18 protein-coding genes are annotated in these 23,080 nt (G+C 59.0%); 4 read left to right on the top strand and 14 right to left on the bottom strand.

The window, feature by feature from the left end; translation table 11 throughout:
- Positions 1–3: 3 nt before the first annotated feature.
- Genes KUL77_RS09715 through KUL77_RS09705 form a run of 3 tightly spaced genes read right to left on the bottom strand, consistent with a single transcriptional unit; the run spans position 4 to position 3,389 of the window.
- Positions 4–849 carry a MurR/RpiR family transcriptional regulator gene (locus tag KUL77_RS09715; protein ID WP_297146363.1) on the bottom strand — a complete coding sequence of 282 codons (846 nt, stop codon included), beginning with the start codon at positions 847–849 and terminating at the stop codon, positions 4–6.
- Between the two features lie 9 nt (positions 850–858).
- Positions 859–1,965, bottom strand: coding sequence for a dipeptide epimerase (locus KUL77_RS09710; RefSeq protein ID WP_297146360.1), 1,107 nt, complete (start codon positions 1,963–1,965; stop codon positions 859–861).
- On the bottom strand, positions 1,962–3,389 hold the full coding sequence (locus KUL77_RS09705) for an SH3 domain-containing protein (protein ID WP_297146358.1): 1,428 nt from the start codon (positions 3,387–3,389) through the stop codon (positions 1,962–1,964). The genes KUL77_RS09710 and KUL77_RS09705 overlap by 4 nt, the downstream gene beginning before the upstream one ends.
- A gap of 252 nt (positions 3,390–3,641) precedes the next feature.
- On the opposite strand from KUL77_RS09705, the gene KUL77_RS09700 reads away from it, so the two are divergent.
- The 3 genes from KUL77_RS09700 (at position 3,642) to KUL77_RS09690 (ending at position 9,538) form a co-directional block, all read left to right on the top strand.
- Positions 3,642–6,626, top strand: a complete 2,985-nt coding sequence (locus tag KUL77_RS09700; protein WP_297146355.1) for a TonB-dependent receptor — start codon at positions 3,642–3,644, stop codon at positions 6,624–6,626.
- Positions 6,627–6,713: 87 nt separating this feature from the next.
- Positions 6,714–7,973: a diaminopimelate decarboxylase gene (gene lysA / locus KUL77_RS09695; RefSeq protein WP_297146352.1), complete on the top strand. Its 1,260-nt coding sequence runs from the start codon at positions 6,714–6,716 to the stop codon at positions 7,971–7,973.
- Entirely contained in the window at positions 7,970–9,538 is a 1,569-nt protein-coding gene (locus KUL77_RS09690) for a serine hydrolase domain-containing protein (RefSeq protein WP_297146349.1), read from the top strand. The genes lysA and KUL77_RS09690 overlap by 4 nt, the downstream gene beginning before the upstream one ends.
- 6 nt (positions 9,539–9,544) lie before the next feature.
- On the opposite strand, the gene KUL77_RS09685 is transcribed toward KUL77_RS09690, so the two are convergent.
- Entirely contained in the window at positions 9,545–10,027 is a 483-nt protein-coding gene (locus KUL77_RS09685; RefSeq protein ID WP_297146346.1) for a peroxiredoxin, read from the bottom strand.
- A gap of 98 nt (positions 10,028–10,125) precedes the next feature.
- On the opposite strand from KUL77_RS09685, the gene KUL77_RS09680 reads away from it, so the two are divergent.
- Positions 10,126–11,025, top strand: a complete 900-nt coding sequence (locus tag KUL77_RS09680; RefSeq protein ID WP_297146343.1) for a DnaJ C-terminal domain-containing protein — start codon at positions 10,126–10,128, stop codon at positions 11,023–11,025.
- On the opposite strand, the gene pilH is transcribed toward KUL77_RS09680, so the two are convergent.
- The 10 genes from pilH to purB form a co-directional block, all read right to left on the bottom strand.
- Positions 11,022–11,402: a twitching motility response regulator PilH gene (pilH, locus tag KUL77_RS09675; protein WP_297146340.1), complete on the bottom strand. Its 381-nt coding sequence runs from the start codon at positions 11,400–11,402 to the stop codon at positions 11,022–11,024. The genes KUL77_RS09680 and pilH overlap by 4 nt on opposite strands.
- A gap of 69 nt (positions 11,403–11,471) precedes the next feature.
- On the bottom strand, positions 11,472–12,476 hold the full coding sequence (locus KUL77_RS09670) for a YhdH/YhfP family quinone oxidoreductase (RefSeq protein WP_297146337.1): 1,005 nt from the start codon (positions 12,474–12,476) through the stop codon (positions 11,472–11,474).
- Entirely contained in the window at positions 12,473–13,084 is a 612-nt protein-coding gene (locus tag KUL77_RS09665; RefSeq protein ID WP_297146379.1) for a TIGR00730 family Rossman fold protein, read from the bottom strand. Before KUL77_RS09665 ends, KUL77_RS09670 begins: the two co-directional genes overlap by 4 nt.
- Before the next feature lie 17 nt (positions 13,085–13,101).
- A complete protein-coding gene (locus KUL77_RS09660; protein WP_297146335.1) occupies positions 13,102–14,190 on the bottom strand; it encodes an ionic transporter y4hA in 1,089 nt (362 codons plus the stop codon).
- A 106-nt stretch (positions 14,191–14,296) separates the two neighbouring features.
- Positions 14,297–15,727, bottom strand: coding sequence for a dihydrolipoyl dehydrogenase (gene lpdA / locus KUL77_RS09655; RefSeq protein WP_297146332.1), 1,431 nt, complete (start codon positions 15,725–15,727; stop codon positions 14,297–14,299).
- Between the two features lie 57 nt (positions 15,728–15,784).
- A complete protein-coding gene (sucB, locus tag KUL77_RS09650; protein ID WP_297146329.1) occupies positions 15,785–16,963 on the bottom strand; it encodes a dihydrolipoyllysine-residue succinyltransferase in 1,179 nt (392 codons plus the stop codon).
- Between the two features lie 32 nt (positions 16,964–16,995).
- The gene (locus tag KUL77_RS09645; protein WP_297146326.1) at positions 16,996–19,833 is read right to left on the bottom strand and encodes a 2-oxoglutarate dehydrogenase E1 component; all 2,838 of its coding nucleotides are present in this window, start codon (positions 19,831–19,833) and stop codon (positions 16,996–16,998) included.
- A gap of 159 nt (positions 19,834–19,992) precedes the next feature.
- Positions 19,993–20,493 (bottom strand): hypothetical protein, encoded by a 501-nt coding sequence (locus KUL77_RS09640; RefSeq protein WP_297146324.1) that lies wholly within the window; start codon positions 20,491–20,493, stop codon positions 19,993–19,995.
- Entirely contained in the window at positions 20,490–21,692 is a 1,203-nt protein-coding gene (locus KUL77_RS09635) for a cupin domain-containing protein (protein ID WP_297146322.1), read from the bottom strand. Before KUL77_RS09635 ends, KUL77_RS09640 begins: the two co-directional genes overlap by 4 nt.
- A gap of 1 nt (position 21,693) precedes the next feature.
- Positions 21,694–23,067 (bottom strand): adenylosuccinate lyase, encoded by a 1,374-nt coding sequence (gene purB, locus KUL77_RS09630; protein WP_297146318.1) that lies wholly within the window; start codon positions 23,065–23,067, stop codon positions 21,694–21,696.
- Between the last annotated feature and the right edge of the window lie 13 nt (positions 23,068–23,080).

The following is a 23,080-nucleotide window of genomic DNA, read 5'->3' as shown; positions in this document are numbered from 1 at the left end:
AGGTCAGGACTCTAACCAGCGTTGGGTGAGCTCCAATGTCTGCTGCAGGCGCGTGCGGCGGCTGTCGTCGGCTTCGTAAAGGCGAATGAAGAGGCGATCTAAAAGGTGCTGCAGGGCCGAGTGGTAGAGCAACGGTTCGATCTGCGGGCGGTCGTCGTGCGCGGCAACAAGCAGCGGAATATCGGCGTGCGCGCGCAGAGCGTTGGCGCTGTGGCGGGTGATGGTCACCACTTTGCCCTGTTGGCTGCGCATGTGCCGCGCGAGTTGGCTTAGCGTGGGCTGTAATCCATGTTCAGAAAAAGCCAACAGCACATCATCGGGCTTGGCGGCCGAGAGGCTGGCGGTCATGTGTGCGGTGTCGAAATTGTGCACCGTCAAAATACCCAGCTGCGCTAGCCGCAGCGCAAGCGTGCGCGCGTGCAGGTCGTCTTCACCAAGGCCAATAATAAACACGGTATGCGCTTGGCCGATCATCGACGCCACTTGCGCAAGCGTGCCAACAGGGTTGATTAAACGCGTGGCCTCTTCCGCCTCAGATTTGCGCAGCCATAGGTCATAGCCCTGCACACTGGTGGGCGATGCACCTTTTGGCGGGCTGGGCGCTGCGCCTGTATCCGCGCGGATTACCGCTTCGCTGATCGCAAGCTTTAGATCGGGATAGCCCTTAAATCCCAGCTTTTGGCAAAACTTCACTACGCTGGATTGGCTGATGCCCAGTGCGTTGGCCAGTTGCTGGGAGGAGTAGTCGCGCAGCAGCTGAGCATTGTCGATGATGAAGTCGGCAATGCGGCGCTCGATGGCCGACATCTGGTCGCGTTCGGAGCGAATTTTAGTGAGCGCCGTTGTCACGCGGTTGCCTCAGGCGGCCAGTTCTTGGACAGGCGTCAACCCATCAATACTGCGAATGCCTAAGCCCGGTGCATTGGTCACGCTGATCTCCGATTCGTTGAAAATAACGCCACTGGCAACCGGATCGTATTGGCATAGTGAAGGCCCGTCCAAATCCACCTTGCTGATAACGTCCGATTTTGCCACGGCCAAGTGCACGGCAGCGGCCACCCCAATACTAGATTCCAACATACAGCCGATCATGCAATCAATCCCATAGAGGCTGCAGATGTCGGCGAGCTTCACTGCATTCGAGATGCCGCCGGTTTTCATCAGCTTGATATTGACGATATCGGCAGCGCGCATGCGGATCAATTCCACCACTTCGCGCGGGCCGAACACGCTTTCATCGGCCATTACTGGGGTGTGTACGCGCTCAGTGACATAGCGCATCCCGGCAAGGTCGTGCGCTTTTACCGGTTGTTCCACCAGCTCCAGTTTCACCCCCGCATCTTCCAACGTTTGCAGGGCATATACGGCCTGCTTAGCGGTCCAGCCTTGGTTGGCGTCAAGACGCAGCAGGGCGCGGCCTTCCACCGCGGCATGAATGGCCTTGGTACGTTCAATATCCAGGCCAATATCCTTACCTACTTTGATTTTGAGCGATTCAAAACCGCGATTAACGGCGTCTAATGCGTCGGCCACCATCTTGTCGATGTAGTCCACGCTAATGGTGATGTCGGTGGTAATGGCCGGTTCGCCGCCGCCCAGTAGCTGATAGACGGGGGCCTTATACAGCTGGCCCCAAAGGTCGTATAGCGCAATTTCTACAGCGGCTTTGGCGCTGGTGTTTTTCTCCATTGCACCTTGCACCAAGTAGGTGAGGTGGTTGAGGTTGGCGATCTCTTGCCCGATCAGGCGCGGTGCAATGTATAGGCGCACGGCTTCAACGATTGAGCCGTGGGTGTCGCCCGTAATCACGGCGGTGGCCGGGGCGCTGCCGTAGCCGGTGTTGCCGGTATCGGTATGGATGGTCACCACGACGTCTTCCACTTGGTTGACGGTGCGTAGCGCGGTTTTGAAGGGCGTTTTCAGCGGCACGCGCAGCATGCCAAAGCGGATATCAGTAATTTTCATTCTTGGGTTACTCGCACGATATTGGTGATGCGATCCACGTAATCGGTTGTTTTGTTGAAGCGCAAAGGAAGGAGCGGTGTGACGGAAACGCCGTTCAAATGCATGCTGTGCAGCTTGCCGTCTTGGCCGAGATAGCTGCCGCCGTTGGTGTCGTGAATGACCCAAGGCTGGCCGTCGATCGTGCCGATATACATCATGACGTGGCCGGGGATGTAGATGAGATCGCCCACATCGAGCGCAGCGACTGCGGCCATGCGTTCGGCGCGGCTGCTATTGGCCGTGAACGCAGTGCGCTTAAAAGCAGGGCTCACAGCCTGCGCACTGGTATTGCGCGGCATCTGCACGCCCATGCTGCGGTACACGTCGGAGACAAAACCGCTGCAATCACGCGCGTTGTACGAATGCCCCCAGCCGTAACGTTCGCCTAAAAATTTGAAGGCTTGACGCACGATAGTGCTGTGTGTCAGTGGCAGATAATCGGCGCTGCTGTCGGCAATGCGCGGTAGTAATGCAGGGGCAAATTGCAGTTTGCCATTGGTGCCGCGTAGCGGTAGGTCAACTATCCATGCGGTGTACGGGTGTTGCCCGTTAACGGGTTGATCAGGTGCTGCGCTAGCCAACGGTACACGCGTGCCCATATCAAGTTGCAGTTCGGACAGCTGCGGCTGCTCGCGAGTGAATACGGTGCTGGGTTTTGCGCCGGTAATGACGCGGTAGGGTAAGCGTGTGGCATAGCCTAAAACGGCGTCGCGTGTGCCTTCCGCAATCGTGCTGGTTTCAACCCATGCAGCGTAGCGTTCGCTTACAACAAACAGCCATTTGCCGTCGCGGCTGGTATGGGCAATCACCACTGCGTCACCGGGAAATAGGGCGCTTTCTTGAAAGCGGTCAATATCGGTTTCGCCCTGCGTTGAAAATACCCGGAATGAGGTTGGAAACGCGCGCTGATCGGTGCGGTGGATGGCCAGGCCGTAGCGCGTGGGCTGGGTTGCCGGAATTGCAGCAAGGGCGCGGTTGGCCATAACCGCATCCAGCGTGGTTTTGCTGATGGGTTTGCTGGCTTCATCCCAAAGCGGTTTGCTGGGCGGTGCGGCGAGGTTGGTGATCCATGCTTCCACCTTGGCCCGAGAGAGCGTGGCTGGAAATGCCGCGATGTTATGCATGGAAGGATCTTGTTGCAGCAGCCGCGTATTGCGCGCATTGATCGTGCTGCGCGGCAACAAAATGGCGTCTGGAGCCTGCTGGCGGTGGATCCAAAATTCGGGTGTTAGATAGGCGTCTTGCATGCCAATCACCCCACTTGCTGGAACTGGCAGCGGTGCGTTTTGCGCCGCAGCGGGCAGCACATGCAATGCCATGGCGAGCGCAGCAGCAAGCAGCGGTGCGGCATGGCGATAACGATGGTGTCGATACGGCGGATTCATGTCTTTACCACGGCAGTGGAATGGGATGTTGTCGTCATTTTAAGGGCTGGCTGCAGTGGTTGCGTAATAGGTGATTCTTCACATATATACGCTAAGAATAAATTATTGACCAGCCTTATTTGCCGTGGTACACATCTCTTTAACGAATGCCTGCCCGCTGTTGGCGGAGCGCGTCAAGGTGAGGACGGGCATCGGACAGTTCACATATTGAAGCCAACCATTTGGGGAGTCGTTATGCGTTGTAGCCGTTCTATGCGTAAGTCCATGCTCACTGCGGCGCTGGGCTTGTGCCTATCATCTTTGGTTGCCGCGCCAGCATTGGCACAAACCGCAACGGGTGGTGTCGCCGGACGCGCCAGCGCAGGCGATACCGTTGTGGTGGTCAACACCGCAACAGGGTTAAGCCGAACCGCCACCGTCAATAAAGACGGTACTTACCGTATTGGCCAGTTGCCGCCGGGTAACTACAAGCTCACCGCTGGCGCCGCTGCGCCGGTGGCCTTCACTGTGGATCTGGGCAGCACCACTACCGTCAATGTGCGCAGTGATGCAGGGCTCACCAATCTAGATGCTGTGCAGGTGATTGGGAGTGGTGTGGTCAATCATGTGGACGTGCATTCAACCGGCACAGCCACCGTCATTGATCGCCAAGAACTTGCGCGGCTCCCAGTGGCGCAAAGCATGGGGTCGGTTGCATTGCTAGCGCCGGGCGTCATCAAGGGTAATTCGTCGTTTGGCGGTATCTCGTTTGGTGGTTCTTCCGTTGCTGAAAATCAGATTTACATTAACGGACTGAACGTGACGGACTTCTACCGCCGTCAGGGCAACTCCAGTGCGCCGTTCGCGTTCTTCGATCAGTTCCAAGTCAAAACCGGCGGCTATTCGGTGGAATTTGGGCGCAGCACAGGCGGCGTCATCAACGCCTCGGTGCGCTCGGGCGGCAATGAGTTTCACGGTGGTGCCGAGCTGACGTTTGAGCCCGCTGCGTTCAATGCCAAGACCGACGATCATGTATTCACGCATCCCACAGCGCCCACTACTTATGTGCGTGGTAGCCATGACCGTTCGAGCCTGACAAAAACCAACGTCTGGGCATCGGGCCCTATTTTGAAAGATCGCCTGTTCTTCTTTGCGATGTTTGAAAATCAGGATTTCAGCTCCGGCAACACCGATAACACGGGTTCTGATTGGAGCGAAGTCGAGTCGAGTAATGGCTTCTGGGGCACGCGCCTAGATTGGAATCTCACCGATAACCACGCGCTGTCGTTTATGGCGTTCTCCGATAAGGGTGACTCAACTGCGTCTGCCTATGCCTATGACTGGGACAGTGCAGCGAAGGGCAGCTACGGCGGCGACACGCTCAACGATTTTGGCGGTAAGAACTGGACGCTAACCTATACCGGTCATTTTGGCGAAAACTTTGTAGCCAAGGCGATGTACGGTGAGAACGACCGTAATGCTTATACCCACTCGCTACTGGATGATGCGTGCAACTCGATTTCGGTGGACGCAAGTTATGCCGGTGCCGCCGCTCTAGTGGGTAAAACCGTTGGCTGCCACCCAACGGGCAGCTCGGTTACCAAGATGAATAACACGCGCAAGATTGGCCGCATGGATTTTGAATGGAGCCTTGGCAACCACTTGCTGCGCTTTGGTTTGGATCAAGAAAAGCTCACCACCGATCAAAGCTTGTTCTATCCGGGGCCGGGTGGCGATGCGTTGCTGGCGATGACACTCAACGCTGGCGTGGAAATTGTGGATGGTTCGGGCGTGTTTCTCAGCCAAAATACCGATGTGATCCGCAAGCGCCATAAGGTGTCTGGGGGTTCGTTTGAAACCGTCAACAACGCGTATTACCTCGAAGATAACTGGAACATCACCGATAGCTTCTTGCTGAACTTGGGTGTTCGTATTGATAGCTTTCAGAATAGAACCGCGAGTGGCGGTGCGTTTATCGATATTAAAAACCTTGTTGCACCGCGCGGCGGCTTCAGCTGGGATATGAAGGGCGATGGCACCACCAAGCTCTACGGTAACTTGGGGCGCTACTACCTGCCGGTGACCAATATCATCAGCACCTCGTTTGCAGGCGGCATGGTGGATGAGTACAGCTTCTACAACCTCTTAGGTTGGGAACAGGCCACCAATCCGGAAACGGGCGCCACCTATTTGACGCCGAAAGTTGGCACACAAATTGGCCCCACCGATACCAGTATGAATACCGGCGGCGATGATCTGCGCGGTATCTTCCCGAAAGATCTGAAGGCGGTGTTTCAGGATGAAGCCATCCTTGGCTATGAGCGTGCGATCGACGAGGCGTGGTCGTGGGGTGTCAATGCCACTTATCGCCGGATGACGCGTACGATTGAAGATACGCGCATCACCACGGCGGCCAACTGTCCTTCTGGTTTCAACTGGCCGATCATCAACCCGGGTGAGAAAAATACGCTGTGGTGTGACGATACGGGCAATGGTCAAGGCGGCTGGGTTGAGCTGGATACCAGCGTGGATGGTTATAAGAAAACCAATGGTGAAATTATTGGTTACAAGCGACCGAAGCGCGAATATAAGGCGGTTGAGTTCCAGATTGACCGTGCTTGGGATGGTAAGTGGGCATTCAATGCCAGCTATCTGTGGTCGAAGTCCACCGGTAACTTCGAAGGCCCGGTGAATTCGGATACCGGTTATAACGACACCGGCATGGTGCAGTACTACGACCACCCAGCGGTGAACGAGCGCTATGGTGTGCTGTTTAACGATCACCGTCATCAGGTCAAGCTGCGCGGTAGCTATAAGTTGAACGATATGTGGTCGTTTGGCTCAACGTTGACCGTGCTTTCTGGTGGGCCGATTACCGCATACGGCACCTACTGGCCGGGCGATAACCGGGCGGCAGGTTCTTCCGGCGAATTTAGCGGCGGCGGTTCGGGCTGGATTTGTGTGAGTAATTGCACAGCGCCTTATGCGCAGCGCACCTATCAATACAGCGAGCTAGGGGCATTTGGTCGTATGCCTTGGACATACGATCTAGGTGCAAGCGTCACATGGACGCTGCCGGTGCCGGACGTAGATCTGAAGGTGCGTTTCTCGGTGTTCAACCTGCTCAATCAGCAGACCGAAGTACGCGTTCGCACACGCTATGAGGTCACCCCTGGGGTGTATCGTGAAACCTTTGGTGAAGGCTCCAATTGGACGGCGCCGCGCTCGGCGCAGTTGGTGTTGACCTATAACTTCTAATCGTTGTTGTACGTTCCTCCCGTGCTGTTGTACCCCTTGACGGCGGCCTGAAATTTTAGGCCGCCTCTTTTTATTTGAGGCTCCCCCATGTTGAACGACGCAACCGCCGAACTATTTCCTGCATTGGATCTTCACAAGCTGGCAAGCCAAGAGGGAACACCGTTGTATGTGTATTCCGCGCCGGCCATCCTCAATAAACTGCGGTCGCTGCGCGAAGCGCTTAATGGCTTGGATGCGGGCATTCGCTATGCAGTCAAAGCCAATGGCAATGGCGCAATCTTGCAGTTGATCGCAAAAGAAGGTGCGGGGGCGGATATTGTTTCTGGAGGGGAATTGCAACGCGCCTTGCGTGCAGGTATCGCGGCAGAAAATATCGTGTTCTCAGGTGTTGGCAAAACCGATGCGGAAATTAGTCTCGCATTGGATGCAGGCATTGGCCGGTTTAATTTAGAGTCGCGCGCTGAGCTAGAGGCGATCCAACGCATTGCGGCGACGCGCGGCGAAATGGCGCGCGCTTCGGTACGGATCAACCCCGATGTGGATGCAAAAACGCACGCCAAAATTTCTACAGGGAAAGCTGAGAATAAATTTGGCGTGAGCATGGATGAAGCACGCACATGGTTTGAAGGCAAAGATCAGTGGCCGAATGTGCAGCTTGATGGGCTGCATATGCACATCGGTTCGCAGCTGCTTGATCTTGCGCCCGTGCGAGAAGCCTTGGCCCGCATGGCGGGTTTTTGGAAATCGTTAGAATCCGCTGGGCATACGATCGCCAGTATTGATGTGGGCGGCGGCTTGGGCGTTCGCTATCGCGATGGCGAGCAAGCCCCCGATGCGCACGACTATGCACAGGCAATTAGAGAAGCGCTGCACGGCTTTACTGGGCGCATTTTGGTGGAACCTGGGCGCTGGCTGGTGGCGGAATCTGGCGTGCTGCTGTCGCGGGTCATTTTAGAAAAACAGGGGCAGGCGCGACGCTTTTTGGTGCTGGATGCCGCCATGAATGATCTGCTGCGGCCTAGTTTGTATGAAGCATGGCACGACATTGTTCGCGTGGGCAGCAATGCCACGCGTGAGGCGCTGGCATACGACGTGGTTGGGCCTGTATGTGAAACCGGCGATACTTTTGCCGTGCAGCGCACGCTGCCGCGCTGTGAGGCTGGCGATCTTGTCGCGGTAATGAGCGCGGGCGCGTATGGCATGTCGATGGCCTCGACCTATAACTCGCGGCCGCTGCCTGCAGAAGTGCTTGTTGATGATGAGCGCTATGCGGTGATTCGCCGCCGCCAAACGCTAGACGCCATTCTTGCGGAAGAACAGCCAGCAAACCATTGGAACGCGCTATGAAAACGTCTCTACTTACCGCAGCGTTGTTCTGCGTGATCGGATCGGCTGCGGCACACACTCCGCCGCATCGGCCAGAGGTTGCAAGCATTGATGCGGCTGTCCAAGCAACGATTAAGCGCTATCAACTGCCCGGTATCGCCGTGGGGGTGATTGAAAACGGCCGCATTGTGTTTGCCAAAGGCTATGGTGAAACGGTGTATGGCAGTGGCGACCCCATTACCGAAAATACCTTGTTCAAAATTGCATCCAATAGCAAAGCCATGACCGCCTCTCTGTTGGCGCGGCTGGTGCAACAAGGAAAGCTGCGCTGGGATGATCCGGTCATCAAGCATCTTCCCGATTTTGCGATGCACGACCCTTGGGTCACCCAGCATATGACCGTCAGCGATCTGCTGGTGCACAACAGCGGCCTGCCGCAGGGCGGCGGGGACCTGATGTTCTGGCCGGAACCCAATCTCTTCACGCGCAGCGATATTCTGCATGGTTTGCGTTACTTTAAGCCCGCGTATGAGTTTCGCTCTGGCTACGCCTACGACAACCTACTGTATGTGGTGGCGGGCATGGTGGCGGAAGCGGTGGGTGGTGCTTCTTACGAAACGTTGATGCAGCGTGAGGTATTTACACCACTCGCGCTGCACGGCTGCAAGGTAGGCGCGTTCGCGCTGAAGGACGCAGGAAGCGTCGCTCAGCCGCACGGCATGGACGCGGGCAAGGTGGTGCCTACTCGCGCAGATGATGCCGAAGTCGCCGCGCTCGCCTCCGCTCCAGCAGGCGGGATCCGCTGCACCCTAAGCGACATGCTGGTATGGGCGAATAATTTTTTAGCGCCCACCGAAGCGCAAAAGGTTTGGCTAGAGGATCGCCAGCGCGCCGAGCTGTGGAAGGCGCGTACGATCATGCCCATCTCGCAGCAGAAAAAGCAGTGGGATAACACCCATTTCTACGCCTATGCCTACGGCTTTCGTCTGGCTGATGTAGATGGCCAATGGACGGTTTCACATACCGGTACGCTTGGCGGCATGTATTCCATGATGATGCTGCTCCCCGATCAGAAATCGGGCTTTGTTTTTATGATCAATGGAGAAGGCGACCGGGCGCGCACCGTGCTGGGCGAGGTGTTATTAAAACTGTTTACCGCACCGGAGCAATCGTTAGGTGTGAATGGCTATGCCGATGCGCTGGAGAAGCCGGCCTCGAAAGCCTCTGCGGCTCAGCAAAACATACCCGACATCGCCAAACGCAAGCCGGTGAAGCCCGCGCACATGCAGCAGTGGCTAGGCGTTTGGCGCGACCCGTGGTTTGGTGAGGTGCGCATTTGCCCGGTGGGGCAGCAGGTGGAATGGCGCTCGGCAAAATCGCCCAAAATGCACGGCCGCATTAGCACGCTCGATGGGCGTTATGTCCTCGTCTGGGATGATGAAGGCGTGGATGAAAACCCTTGGTTAAATTTCAGCGGCGAAGGCGCAACGCGCCAGCTGCATATGGCCAAGATCAACCCCGATGGGGATTGGAGCTCGGACTACGAAGACTTCGCCTTCACCCGCATTGGCGAGTGTGAAAATTAACCCGTATTAGCCTGGGAGCTGGCTCAGCACATGCTCGGCGGAGGATACGCGGAATTCACCGGGGGCTTCTACCCACAGCCCGCGCACCACGCCGTCTTCTGCATACAGCGCAAAGCGCTTGCAGCGCACCCCCATGCCATAGCCGCTGGCATCAAGCTCAAGGCCCAATGCGCGGGTGAAATCGGCATTGCCATCGGCCAGCATGCGCAGGCCTGCGGGGGTGTTCTGCGACTTGCCCCACGCTTGCATGACAAAGGCATCGTTGACCGCCATGCAGGCCACGCTGATCCCGCGCGCGCGGAAGGCGTCAAGGTGCTGGATAAAACCCGGCAGATGGCGCTCGGAGCAGGTAGGTGTAAATGCGCCGGGGACGGCAAACAGCACCATTTTGTTGCCGTGGAAGAGCGAATGCGTATCGACCCGGTGCACGCCGTTGTCGATGTACTGCAAAACGGCTTCCGGAAGGGTGTCGCCGACTTGAATCGTCATTTTGCAGCCTCATTAATGGGGATATACCAGTCTAACCAAGCTGCGGAAATAAAGGGCGATGCAGTACCCTGATACGCAGCTCTTTGTGTGGATCAATCATGGAATTTAAGGATTACTACGGCATTCTTGGGGTGGAACCCAGCGCAGGCGATGCCGAGATTAAAACCGCCTACCGGCGGTTGGCGCGTAAATACCACCCCGATGTAAGCAAGGAAAAGGGCGCGGAGGAGCAGTTTAAGGCGGTCAACGAAGCCTATGAAGCGCTGCGTGATCCGGCCAAGCGTAAGGCCTACGACCAGCTACGTGCGGGTGGCTATCGGCCGGGTGATGAAATTCACCCGCCACCGGGTGGGTTTGGTCACGGCGCAGGCGGGGCACAGGGGTTTGATTTTGACGAAATCTTTGCCGGCGGCGGTTCGGGCGGCGGGTTTTCGGATTTCTTCGAGAATATGTTTGGGCGCGGCCGCGCCGGTGCTGGGCCGAGGCGCGCGCAGCCTGCAGGCGATACGCGTGCCAAGCTCGCCGTATCACTTGCGGCGGTGTACAACGGCAGCAGCGTGCGCATCGCCGTGGCCGGACGCACGCTGGAGGTAAAGGTGCCGAAGGGCGTCAAGCCGGGGCAGGTGATCCGCCTTGGGAAACAAGGCAACGGCGGGCGCGATTTGCTCTTGGAAGTGGAATACGCCGCCGACCCGCAGTTTGAGGTCGATGGCCGCAACATTATTTACAGCCTGCCGGTGGCACCTTGGGAAGCGGCCTTAGGGGCGACAGTGAGCGTGCCCACGCTTGGTGGCGCGGTGGAGCTGAAGATTCCCGCCGATTCTGAATCGGGCCGCAAGTTGCGCCTGCGCGGGCGCGGCCTGCCCGGAAGCGGCAATACGGCGGGTGATCAGATTGTGGAGCTAGAAATTCTTGCACCCAAAGCGCATACCGAAACGCAGCGCAAGGCCTACGCAAAAATGCGCGATGCGTTTGGCAACGATTGGCGCAGGGATTAGGCCGCGCTGGGGCCGCTGCTCACATACTGGCTGATCAAGTTGGAGAGTTCGGTTTCACTAAACGGCTTGGTGATATATGCCTTGGCCCCTTGGCGCATGCCCCATACGCGGTCGGTGTCTTGGTCTTTCGTGGTCACCAAGATCACCGGAATGTGCTTGGTGGTGGGCTCGCGGCTAATCGAGCGTGTGGCCTGAAACCCATTCAGGTTCGGCATGACCACGTCCATCAAAATGAGGTCTGGAATCTCACGCTTGGCCGCTTCCACACCGGCGGCGCCGTCTTCGGCGGTCAGTGCGTCGTGGCCAAGCTTTTCGACAATTCGCCGAATGCTCATCAGCTGCGAAGGTGAATCGTCAACAATTAAGATGCGTGCCATGAAAATCCCCGAGTGTTCGGCTTGAATTGTAGCCTTCGCGGCGCAGGCTGCAAGTACGAAGTCATGCGCTTAATGGGAAGCTGTGATGCGCACCACGGTGCGGCCAAGTGACCCGCCTTCCAACATATGGGCGAATACACTCGGCAGGCCGTCAAGAGATGTCTCGTGGGTGCAGATGGCATCGAGATTGGCGGGTTTCCAATCGCTGGCCAAGCGCCGCCAGACTTCATTGCGAATATCGCGCGCGGTGCCCGCCGAGGCTACACCCAGTAGAGAAACACCGCGAATGATGAAGGGCATCACCGTGGCGTGTAACTCCGGCGAAGCGGCTAGGCCGCAGCTGGCCACGTTGCCGTAAGGGGCAGTGTGCGCCAATAGAGCCGCTAGCATCGGCCCGCCCACGTTATCCAGCCCGCCGCCGAAGCGCGCGCTGTCCATCGGCTTGGTGGTGGACAGTGCATCGCGGCCCAGTACGGTGTGGGCCCCCAGCGAGCGCAAATAATCGCTGTGCTCGGGTTTGCCGCTGATTGCCGCCACTTCGTAGCCCGCTTGGCTGTAGATCGCCACGGCCAAGGAGCCCACCCCGCCGGTGGCGCCGGTGACCGCCAGTGGGCCAAGCGCAGGCGTTTGCCGGTTATCGATCATGCGCAGCAGGCCTAGCGCCGCGGTAAAGCCCGCAGTGCCAAGGATCATGGCTTCGCGTAGGCTCAGCCCATCGGGGAGAGGGATCACCCATTGGGAATCGAGCCGGGCGTATTCGCTATAGCCGCCGTCGCGGGTTTCGGAGAGGCCGCTGCCGGTGACCAGCACAGCATCGCCTTCCTTGAAGCGGGCATCGGTCGAGGCCACCACATGCCCGGCAACGTCGATCCCGCCCACCAATGGGAACTGACGCAGAATTTTGCCCTTACCTGTGCCCGCCAATGCGTCTTTGTAGTTGACCGAAGAATAAGCGGTTTTAATCACCACTTCGCCGGGGTTAAGGTCTTCAAGTGTCAGCGTTTCAATGCCGCTGCGGTAGCCATTGGCATCGTTATGAATACGGAAGGCGCGGAACTGGGCGGGGAGAGTCATACGGGCTCCGAAGGGGTTTTCAGTTGGCTGCGGCGTTTTTCATCCAGCCATTTGTCGGCCTGTGCGGGCTGATAGCGCTGCATCCATGTCAGCATCGCGTCGATATCGCTGCCCTGCCACATATCGTCACGCTGCTCCGCATGCAAGAAGCACTCGCGCACCATGGTATCGAGCATTTGCATCAAGGGTTGCCAGAAGCCGTTGGAATCGAGGAAGGCGCAAGGCTTTTTACCAAGCCCCAGCTGGCGCCAAGTGAGCATTTCAAACATTTCATCCAGTGTGCCAAACCCACCGGGCAGGGCGATGAAGCCATCTGAAAGTTCAAACATGCGCATTTTGCGGGTGTGCATGGAGTCCACTACTTCCAGCCGGGTAACACCCTTATGCGCCACTTCCCAGTTCACCAGTTGCTCGGGGATCACGCCAATCACCTCACCGCCCGCCGCCAGCGCCGCGTCGGCAACGATGCCCATTAGGCCAACATTGCCGCCGCCATAGACAAGGGTGATGCCATCGTTGGCCAGCCGCGCGCCAAGCACACGTGCGAGTTCGGCGTAGGCGGGGTTGCTACCGGCGTTGGAGCCGCAGTACACGCATAGCGCGCGCAATGAAGAGGGGGCAGTCATCAGGGAACAAAACTCAAAAAGAGGTAGGAAGCAAAGAGCACTAAATGCACAAGGCCGGGCAGCACAGTGGTGCGGCCGGTGCGCAGTGAAATGGAAACCACAAACAACGAGAGTAGCAGCAAGATGGTGGACTTCATGCTGAGCCCAAGTTCCAGCGGCCAGCCGGTGACAACGGCGATCATCGCCACCGTGGGGACGGTGAGGCCGATACTGGCGATGGCCGAGCCAACGGCAAGGTTGAGGCTGGTTTGCAGGCGATTGCGCAAGGCCGCACGCACGGCGGCCACGCCTTCTGGAAGCAGCACAATCGCCGCAATCAAAATACCGAGGGCGGCCGGCGGCGCGCCGCTACTGGCGAGTAGCGCTTCGATCGACGGTGAAATGGCTTTTGCGCTAAGCACCACGGTGACGAGGGCGGCCAGCAAAAGGGCGAGGCTAGACAGTGCTTCGCGGTTGCTGGGCAATTCGGCGTGGGTGTCGGGCGTATCGCCATTGGGTTCGGGCAGAAAGTAATCGCGGTGCTTGACGGTTTGAAATAGGGTAAATGCACCAAACAGCACCAGCGTGGCCACGGCCACGAAAATGAGCTGGGCGGGCGTATAGACCGGGCCGGGCGCGCTGGTGGAGTAGTTCGGCACAACTAAAGTGAGCACCACGATCACCGTCAGAGTGCCAAGCGCGGCGTTAACGCCCTCTAGATTGAAGCCCTGCACGCCGTGACGGCGTCCTCCGGCGAGTAGGCTGGCGCCAATCAGTCCGTTCAAAATAATCATCACGGCTGCAAACACGGTGTCGCGCGCCAGCCCGGCAGTGGCTGCGCCGCCGCCCATCATCATCGATACAATCAGCGCGACTTCAATAATGGTAACTGCCAGAGCCAGCACCAAGGTGCCGAACGGCTCGCCAACGCGGTGGGCGATCACTTCGGCGTGGTGCACCGCGGCGATCACACCGCCGATCAAGGCGATAACGAGGACGAAAATAAGGCCGGGTAGGGCAGGAGCGGCTGCATTGACGCCCAAAATGGCAAGGCCAAGCAGCGGCAGTGCGACCGCCCAGAGCGGATTGTGTTTGACGAGATGAGGCATCGGTTTAGGAGGTCTCCTTGAATGAAAAAGGGGAGGCGCCAGCGGCACGCTCCCCCTTACGTGTAGCACAGGCTCATGGCGAGCCTGTGACAGGCGTGCAATGGGCTTAGTTCGCCTTATGAATTGCGCGCTTGGCTACTGCCATCGCGGCATCGTGCACCGCTTCCGACAGCGAGGGGTGGGCGTGGCAGATGCGCGCTAAGTCGTCGGCGCTGCCCTTGAACTCCATCGCCAGCACGCCTTCGTGCACCAGCTCGGAGACGTTGGCGCCGATCAAGTGCATGCCAAGGATGGTGTCGGTTTCGGCATGTGCCAGCACCTTCACAAAGCCTGCTGGCTCGGCCATCGCCACGGCGCGGCCTACGGCGGCAAACGGGAAGCTGCCCGCTTTGTACGGAATGCCTTCGGCCTTCAGCTGCTCTTCGGTCTTGCCAACCCAAGCCAGCTCCGGCTCGGTGTAGATCACATAAGGAATGGTGTCGAAGTTGACGTGGCCGGGTAGGCCCGCGATCAGTTCGGCCACCGCGATACCTTCCTCAAAACCCTTGTGCGCCAGCATCGGGCCGCGCACGCAGTCGCCAACGGCCCACACGCCGTCCACGCCGGTGTGGCAGTGCTCATCGACCATGATTTGCCCGCGTTCGTTGACCTGCACAGTGCAACCTTCGGCCAGAAGGCCCTTAGTGGCGGCGCGGCGACCCACGCAGACCAGCAGCTTGTCCACGACCAGCGTTTGGGCCTCGCCCTTGGCATCGGTGTAGGCCACATGCACGCCGTCTTTCTTCACTTCGGTGCCTGAAACCTTGCAGCCGAGGTTGATATTCAAGCCTTGTTTTTTGAACTCACGCGCGGCGAGCTTGCTCACTTCCTTATCGGCGGCGGCGAGGAAGTCCGGCAGGCCTTCCAGCACAGTGACCTCTGAACCCAGACGGTTCCACACGCTGCCCAGTTCCAAACCAATCACGCCCGCACCGATCACACCAAGGCGCTTCGGCACTTCGGTGAAATCCAGCGCGCCTTCGTTATCCACGATGTGCTCACCGAACTTGGCGAACGGCAGTTCGATGGAATTCGAGCCTGCGGCGATGATGACATTGGTGCCTTTGAGCGATACTTCGGAACCGTCGTGCTGCTTCACCGTTACCACGTTACCTGCGTGCAGTTGGCCGAAGCCGTAGAACGCGGTGACTTTATTGGCTTTGAACAGAGCGGCAATGCCGCCGGTGAACTGCTTCACGATGCCGTCTTTACGGCCCACCATTTTGCCGACGTCGATCGCAGGCTTATCGAAGCTGATGCCGTGCTGGTCGAAGATATGACCCATATTCCAGAACTGGCGGGAAGAATCCAGCAGCGCCTTGGACGGGATGCAGCCCACGCGCAGGCAGGTGCCGCCAAGGGCGGGCTTGCCGTCTTTGCCAAGGGCGGCGTCGATGCAGGCGGTTTTCAGGCCCAGCTGGGCGGCGCGAATCGCGGCGTGGTAGCCCGCAGGGCCGCCACCGATAACGACGACATCAAATTGCTGTTGTTCGCTCATTGCATTGGTTCCTTTATCTGCAAGCAGAAAGCCCCGCTGGGCGGGGCTTTCGCTGGATTACATGCCCAGCAGCATGCGGTGGGGGTTTTCCAGCTGGTTCTTGATGTCCACCAAGAACAGCACGGCTTCCTTCCCGTCGATGATGCGGTGATCGTAGCTGATCGCGATATACATCATCGGCGCAGCAATCACTTGGCCGTTTTCAACGATGGCGCGTTCCTTGATGGTGTGCATGCCAAGGATGGCGCTCTGCGGCGGGTTCACGATGGGGGTGGACATCAGCGAGCCGAAGGTGCCGCCGTTGGTAATCGTGAAGGTGCCGCCTTGTAGGTCGTCCAGCGACAGTTTGCCGTCGCGGGCCTTCTTGGCGTAGTCGGCAATGCCTTGTTCCACTTCGGCAAAGCTCATGCGCTCGACATTGCGCAGCACCGGGGTGACGAGGCCCTTGTCGGTGGACACGGCAACCGAGATGTCGGCGTAGCCGTGATAAATGATGTCGCTACCATCCACCGAGGCGTTGATCACCGGATATTTTTGCAGCGCGTTGGCGGCTGCCTTGGCGAAGAAGCTCATGAAGCCCAGCTTGATGCCATTGGCTTTTTGGAAGTCGTCCTGCAGCTCCTTGCGCATCTGCATGACCTTGGACAGGTTCACTTCGTTGAACGAGGTGAGCATGGCGATGGAGTTCTTCGACTGCATCAGGCGCTCGGCGATGCGGGTGCGCATGCGGGTCATCGGCACGCGTTCTTCCGGGCGGGCGCTGGCACCCAGCGGTGCTGTTTTGCCGGAGGCGTAGTTGACGATATCTTCCTTGGTGACCATGCCACGGCGGCCGGTACCGGCCACATCGGCAGGGTTCACGCCGCTGGTGGTGGCGGTAAAGCGCGCACCCGGCGGCAGTGCGTCGGCGGCGGCCGGTGCTGCCGGAGCGGCAGCCGCAGCTGCGGCGGCCTTCTGTGCTTCAGCAGCGGGAGCGGCCGGGGCCGCAGCGGCCACGGCACCTTCTTCGATCACCGCAATGACCTGCTGGCTGGTGACGGTGCTGCCTTCGGCAAACTTGATTTCCTTGAGCACGCCATCGACAGGGGAAGGCACTTCCAGCACCACCTTATCGGTTTCAAGATCAAGCAGGTTTTCATCGCGGCTTACCGCGTCGCCCGCTTTTTTGTGCCAAGTGGCGATGGTGGCGTCGGAGACGGATTCGGGAAGAACCGGGACTTTGACTTCGATGGTCATGAACTGTGTCCTATCGGAGAAACATGAAAGGGTTAGTCGGCGTGCTTATCGCCGGAAATCGGGTTGGTGAGCGCGTCGGCCAAGAACTCTTGCAGCTCGCGTAGGTGGTCGGCCATATGGCCCACCGCCGGCGACGGCGAACTGTGACGGCCAGCATAGCTGAGCGACTGCTTGGGCTGCAGGCAGGCGTGCAGATGGTGCTGAATTTGATACCAAGCGCCTTGGTTACGCGGTTCTTCCTGACACCAAATGACTTCAGTGGCGGAAGCGAAACGCTTGAGTTCGGCGATCAGTTCTGGGCGTGGGAACGGATAGAGTTGTTCCACGCGCACCAGCGCAACGTCCTTGATGTCTTGCTTCTGCACCGCTTCGAGTAGGTCGTAATAGACCTTGCCCGAACACACCACCACACGCTTGACCTTCTTCGCGGTGGCTGTGGTGTCGGGGATCAGGCGCTGGAATTCGCCGTTGGCGAGTTCGTCGAGTGAGGACACCGCCAGCTTGTGGCGCAGCAGCGATTTCGGGCTCATCACCACCAGCGGCTTGCGGGTGTGCATGCGCATTTGACGGCGCAGCATGTGATAGGCCTGGGCCGGGGTGGAGGGCATGCAGACCAGCATATTGTCCATCGCGCACAGCTGCAGGAAGCGCTCAAGACGCGCCGAGCTGTGCTCTGGACCTTGGCCTTCATAGCCGTGCGGCAGCAGCAGTACAAGGCCAGTCAGTCGGCCCCACTTGGCTTCACCGGCTGCAATGAACTGGTCGATCACCACCTGCGCGCCGTTGGCGAAGTCGCCGAACTGGCCTTCCCAAATGCATAGCGTGTTCGGGTCGGTGGTGGAGAAGCCATATTCGTAAGCCATCACTGCTTCTTCGCTGAGCAGCGAATCGATAATGGCGACGTTTTCGGGCTTGTCGGTCAGCTGACGCAGGGGCAAGTAGTAGCTGTCGGTCTTCTGGTCGTGCAAGATCGCGTGACGGTGGGTGAAGGTGCCGCGGCCCACGTCTTGGCCAACCAAGCGCAGGTTATAGCCTTCCTTCACCAGCGTGGCGTAGGCGAGGTTTTCGGCAAAGCCCCAGTCGCCCGCGTGCTCACCGGCGGCCATTTTTAGGCGTTCTTCGTACACCTTGGCCACGCGCGAGTGCAGCTGCACATCGCTGGGGACGGTGTTGATCTCGGTGGCCAGCGCTTTGAGCTGATCCATCGCAAGGCCGGTGCTTACAGTGTCGGACAGTTTGCCGGAGAGATACTTCGGCCAATCGACGTAGAGCGCATCGCCTGGTGCCAGGCTGGCTTCTTCGGCAAGATCCGTGGTGACTTCACCAGAATCCAGCTTATTGCGGTAGGCATCGGCCATGCTGTTGCCAGAACCAGCAGGCAGCACGCCCGCACCTTCCAGCTGCGCCGCGTATAGCTCGCGGGTGGTCTTATGCTTGCGGATCACCTGATACATCAGCGGCTGGGTGATCGCCGGTTCGTCGGCTTCATTATGGCCGTGACGGCGGTAGCAGATGAGGTCGATCACCACATCTTTAGCAAACTGCTGACGGAATTCGAACGCCAGCTTGGCGGCATACACCACCGCTTCCGGATCATCGCCGTTAACGTGCAACACCGGCGCACCGACCATCTTGGCGATGTCGGTGCAGTAACGGGTAGAGCGGGTGTCTTCCGGGTTCGAGGTGGTGAAGCCCACTTGGTTGTTCACCACCACGTGCACAGTGCCGCCCACGGTAAACCCGCGTGCCTGCGACATTTGGAACAGCTCCATCACCACGCCCTGACCGGCAAACGCCGAGTCGCCGTGGATCAGGATTGGCATCACTTGCTTGCGTGCGGCATCGCCACGACGTTCTTGACGCGAACGCACCGAACCTGCAACCACCGGGTCGACGATTTCCAAGTGCGAAGGGTTGAACGCCAGTGCCAGATGCACCGGGCCGCCGGGGGTGGCCACGTCGGCGGAGAAGCCCATGTGGTATTTCACGTCACCGGCAACGGCGTGTTCGTCATGGTCGAACTTACCTTCAAATTCGTCGAACAGCTTGCGCGGGTTCTTGCCCAAGGTGTTGACCAGCACGTTCAAGCGGCCACGGTGGGCCATGCCGATGATGATGTCCTTCACGCCCACGCTGCCGGCGCTTTGGATCACCGTATCCATGAGCGGGATCATGGAGTCGCCGCCTTCCAGCGAGAACCGCTTCTGGCCCACGTACTTGGTGTGCAGATAGCGTTCCAAGCCTTCGGCCGCCGTGAGGCGCTCTAAAGTGCGCTTGCGTGCATCAAGGCTGAGGTTGTACTGGCCGCCGGTAGCCTCTAGGCGTTCGTAGATCCAGCGGCGCTGCTGCACATCGGAGATATGCATGAACTCTGCGCCGATGCTACCGGTATAAGTGGCTTGCAGGCGCGCGAGCAAGTCTTTCAGCTTCATGCGCGGCTGGCCAGCGACGCCGCCGGTGCTGAACTCATCGCCCAAGTCAGCGTTACCAAGGTGGTGGAAGCCAAGTTCCAGATCCGGCGGGTTTAGCGGCGGGGTTAGGCCCAGCGGATCGAGCTTGGCACCCAAATGGCCGCGCGAACGGTAGGCGGTAATCAAACGGCCAACGTGGCGCTCGCGTTCATCGCCACTGCCTTCGCCGCCACCAAGCAGGCCACGCGCGGCCAGTTTGGCGGCTTCCGTGATGTGTTCGATCACGGCAGAGTGAGGGATATCGCCCGCTTCGCGGCCTTTTAGGCCATCGAAATACTGCTTCCATTTGGCATCGACACTGTCAGGGGCAACGAGATATTGCTCGTACAGGTCTTCAATGAAGGCACCGTTGGCGCCGAGCTGGGAGGTTTGTGCAAACTGCTTGAGGAGACTGTCCACGGTGTGGCAAGCAACCTTTGTTTTGGGGAGGAAGGAGGCTGCCCCGCGTCGTCTTAGGCGCGTGGCAGGAAAAACTGAATGCGCACTTGCAAAGAATGTGAATTATAGCCTCACGAAGTGCTAAACCGCACCCGATTCAGGTCAAGAAATGGACTTCCATCAGATTCCGAGGGCTCTATATTCAGTAATGAGTCGGGAACGCTCCCAAATTTCGCCGAATTTCCCCTGTAATTGGCGCACACGGGCGCGGGCGTCGATGCTGGCGGTGCCCACGGCGGTATCGCCTTGAGGACGGTAGTAATAGCCGCCGACATCGTTAGACACCAGCGCGGCGCGGTCTTCGCGGTAGGCCGGGTCGTCCACTTCGCGGAACTCAAACACACTGGGCAGGCGCTGGGCCAGTTCTAATAGCTTGGAATGCGCGGCCTGTGGCGCGGCCGCGTCGTGCAGGAGCACCAAGACCCGCGCATCGCGCTTGGAGGTGGCCACCCAGCGCAGCGCGTCCATCACGTCGGCGTGGTCGAACAGCCAAGATTCCAGATTCAAGCTACGGATCAGTACGCGCTGGCGTGTATCGCTAATGATGCGTGTGGTGATCTCAATCGCGGCCGGATGATCCAAAATGCGGATGGGGTCGTTGGAGGCAGGGGCATCACTCATGGCAGATCCTCGCTGTCGAGTTGATAGTGACCTGTTGCAAGTAGCTCAACAACGGCGCTGCGGCCGCGCGCGGTAAGGCTTGTATATTGCGCACTGCCGATACCCTCTGCGGCCGCGAGGTGACGGGCGTCGGCAATGTCCATACTGTGACTTTGCCCGCCCACGTAGAGGCGTGCACCACCGTGGCTGTCGCGCCGCCACGCCATGCGTGACCACGGATGGCGCAGCAGCAGGGCGCCAGTCTTTAACGCTTGCTCCAACTGGGCTTGGTTGGGCGCCGTTTCGCTGGCGGCGGGCATCACCGCGCAGCGGTAGGTGGTAATAAAGCTGCCGAACCAGTCGCCGAAGCGGTCGGGGTCGTCCATATGCAGCTGGCGCAGTGCGGCTTCGGCGCGGGCCAGTGCGCTGGCGTCTATTTCGCACGGGTCAGCGGGTAGGCTGAGATCGGGATCAACGTAGCGCAGCGTATCCGGCGCGTCGGCGGTTAAGGTGTCGGCATAGTCGCTTAATAGCTCGCCCGCGCTGGGCGCGCGTAGCCCCACCGAAATGGTGAGGCAGGGATCCACCGCCACGCCGTGATGCGGTACGCCGGGCGGTAGGTAGAGCATGTCACCGGGGTGCAGCACCCAGTCGTGAGTGGGGGTGAATGTGCTCAGCAGGCGAATATCTACATCATTGCGGTAGTCGCTGGCCGGGTTGGGATCGGTGTCGATCATCCAGCGCCGCTGGCCTTGCGCCTGCAGCAGGAAGACGTCGTATTGGTCGATATGCGCGCCCACCGATCCACCGGTGGCGGCAAAACTAATCATGATGTCGTCCATCCGCCAGCGCGGTAGGAATTGGAAATGCTCCAGCAGGGCGCGCACGTCGGCGTCCCATTTATCGACATCCTGTACCAGCACCGTCCAGTCGAGATCGGGCAGCGCCGGGAACACTTCTTCGGCGAACGGGCCGTGGCGCAGGCTCCAGCGATCATTGGCGCGGTCGTATTCGACTAAGCGCGCCAGTGTGCCTTCTTCGCAGGCAAGCCCAGCAAGGTCTTCCGGTTCTAACGGAGAAATAAAATTAGGGAAGGCATTGCGGATCAGCAGCGGTTTTTTCTGCCAGTAGTCGCGCAGAAAAACCTCCGGCGACATGCCGAGCGGGAAGGGTCCGCGCGCGGCATCGATTTCAAACGGGATGGCGCGCGCGCTGACCATATTAGATGCTCCGTGCCAGCGACTCGGCCAAGCCGATATAGCTGCCGGGTGTCAGCACCCGCAGGCGCTGCTTGGCGTCTTCCGGCAATTCCAGCGCCTCAATGAAGGCGTGCATGGAATCGGCGGTAATACCGTGGCCGCGGGTCAGCGCCTTGAGCTGCTCATACGGGTTGGGCAGGCCGTAGCGGCGCATCACGGTTTGCACGGCTTCGGCCAGCACTTCCCACGCGGCGTCCAAATCATCGTTCAAACGCTGCGGGTTCACTTCCAGCTTGCCAATACCCTTGGCCAGCGATTCCAGTGCCACTTGGCTGTGGCCAAACGCGGTGCCGAGCGCACGCAGCACGGTGGAGTCGGTGAGGTCGCGCTGCCAGCGCGAAATAGGCAGTTTGGCGGAGAAATGTTCAAACAGCGCATTGGCGAGGCCGAAATTGCCTTCGGCGTTTTCAAAGTCGATCGGGTTGACCTTATGCGGCATGGTGGACGAGCCCACTTCGCCTTCTTTGAGCTTCTGCTTGAAGTACCCCAGCGAGATATAGCCCCACACATCGCGTGAAAAATCGACCAGCACCGTATTGGCGCGGCGCGCAGCGTCGCCGATTTCGGCCACGTTGTCGTGCGGTTCAATTTGCGTGGTGAAGGGGTTGAAGATCAGGCCCAAGCTTTCGACAAACTTTTGCGCAAAGGCGGGCCAATTTACGTTGGGGTAGCTGATGATATGGGCATTGTAATTGCCCACCGCGCCGTTGATCTTGCCGGTGATTTCCACCGCCGCAATCTGGCGGATCTGGCGTTCTAAGCGCGCCACCACGTTGGCGATTTCTTTGCCCAGCGTGGTGGGCGAAGCAGTCTGGCCGTGGGTGCGCGAAAGCATCGGCTGCGCGGCCTGTGCATGGGCCAGTTGGCGCAGGCTGTTGGCGATGCTTTGGTACGCGGGCAACACCACATCGCGGCGCGCAGCACTGAGCATCAGCCCATACGAGAGGTTATTGATGTCTTCGCTGGTGCAGGCAAAATGGACGAATTCCAAGGCGGGGCGCAGTTCATCATCCGCTTTCAGACGCTCTTTGATGAAGTATTCCACGGCTTTGACATCGTGGTTGGTGCCTTTAGGGCCCGATTCAATCTCCTTGACGCGCGCGGCATCTTCCACCGAAAACCCGTCGGCCAATTGGCGCAAGCGTGCGCTGGCAGCTGCGGAAAATGGTGCCAGTTCAGTGATGCCCGGTTCGCTTGCCAGCGCCAGCAGCCATTCCACTTCCACTTTAACGCGGGCTTTGATCAGGCCGTATTCGGAAAAGATGGGGCGCAGCGCGTTCACTTTGCCTGCATAGCGGCCATCGAGCGGGGATAGGGCGGTAAGAGCGTCAGACATGGGCGTAGGGTCA

The organism is Thermomonas sp., from assembly GCF_019104945.1.
Taxonomy (GTDB): Bacteria; Pseudomonadota; Gammaproteobacteria; order Xanthomonadales; family Xanthomonadaceae; genus Thermomonas.
The sequence above is the reverse complement of the archived record's forward strand: the minus strand, read 5'-3'. Positions and strand labels throughout refer to the sequence as shown.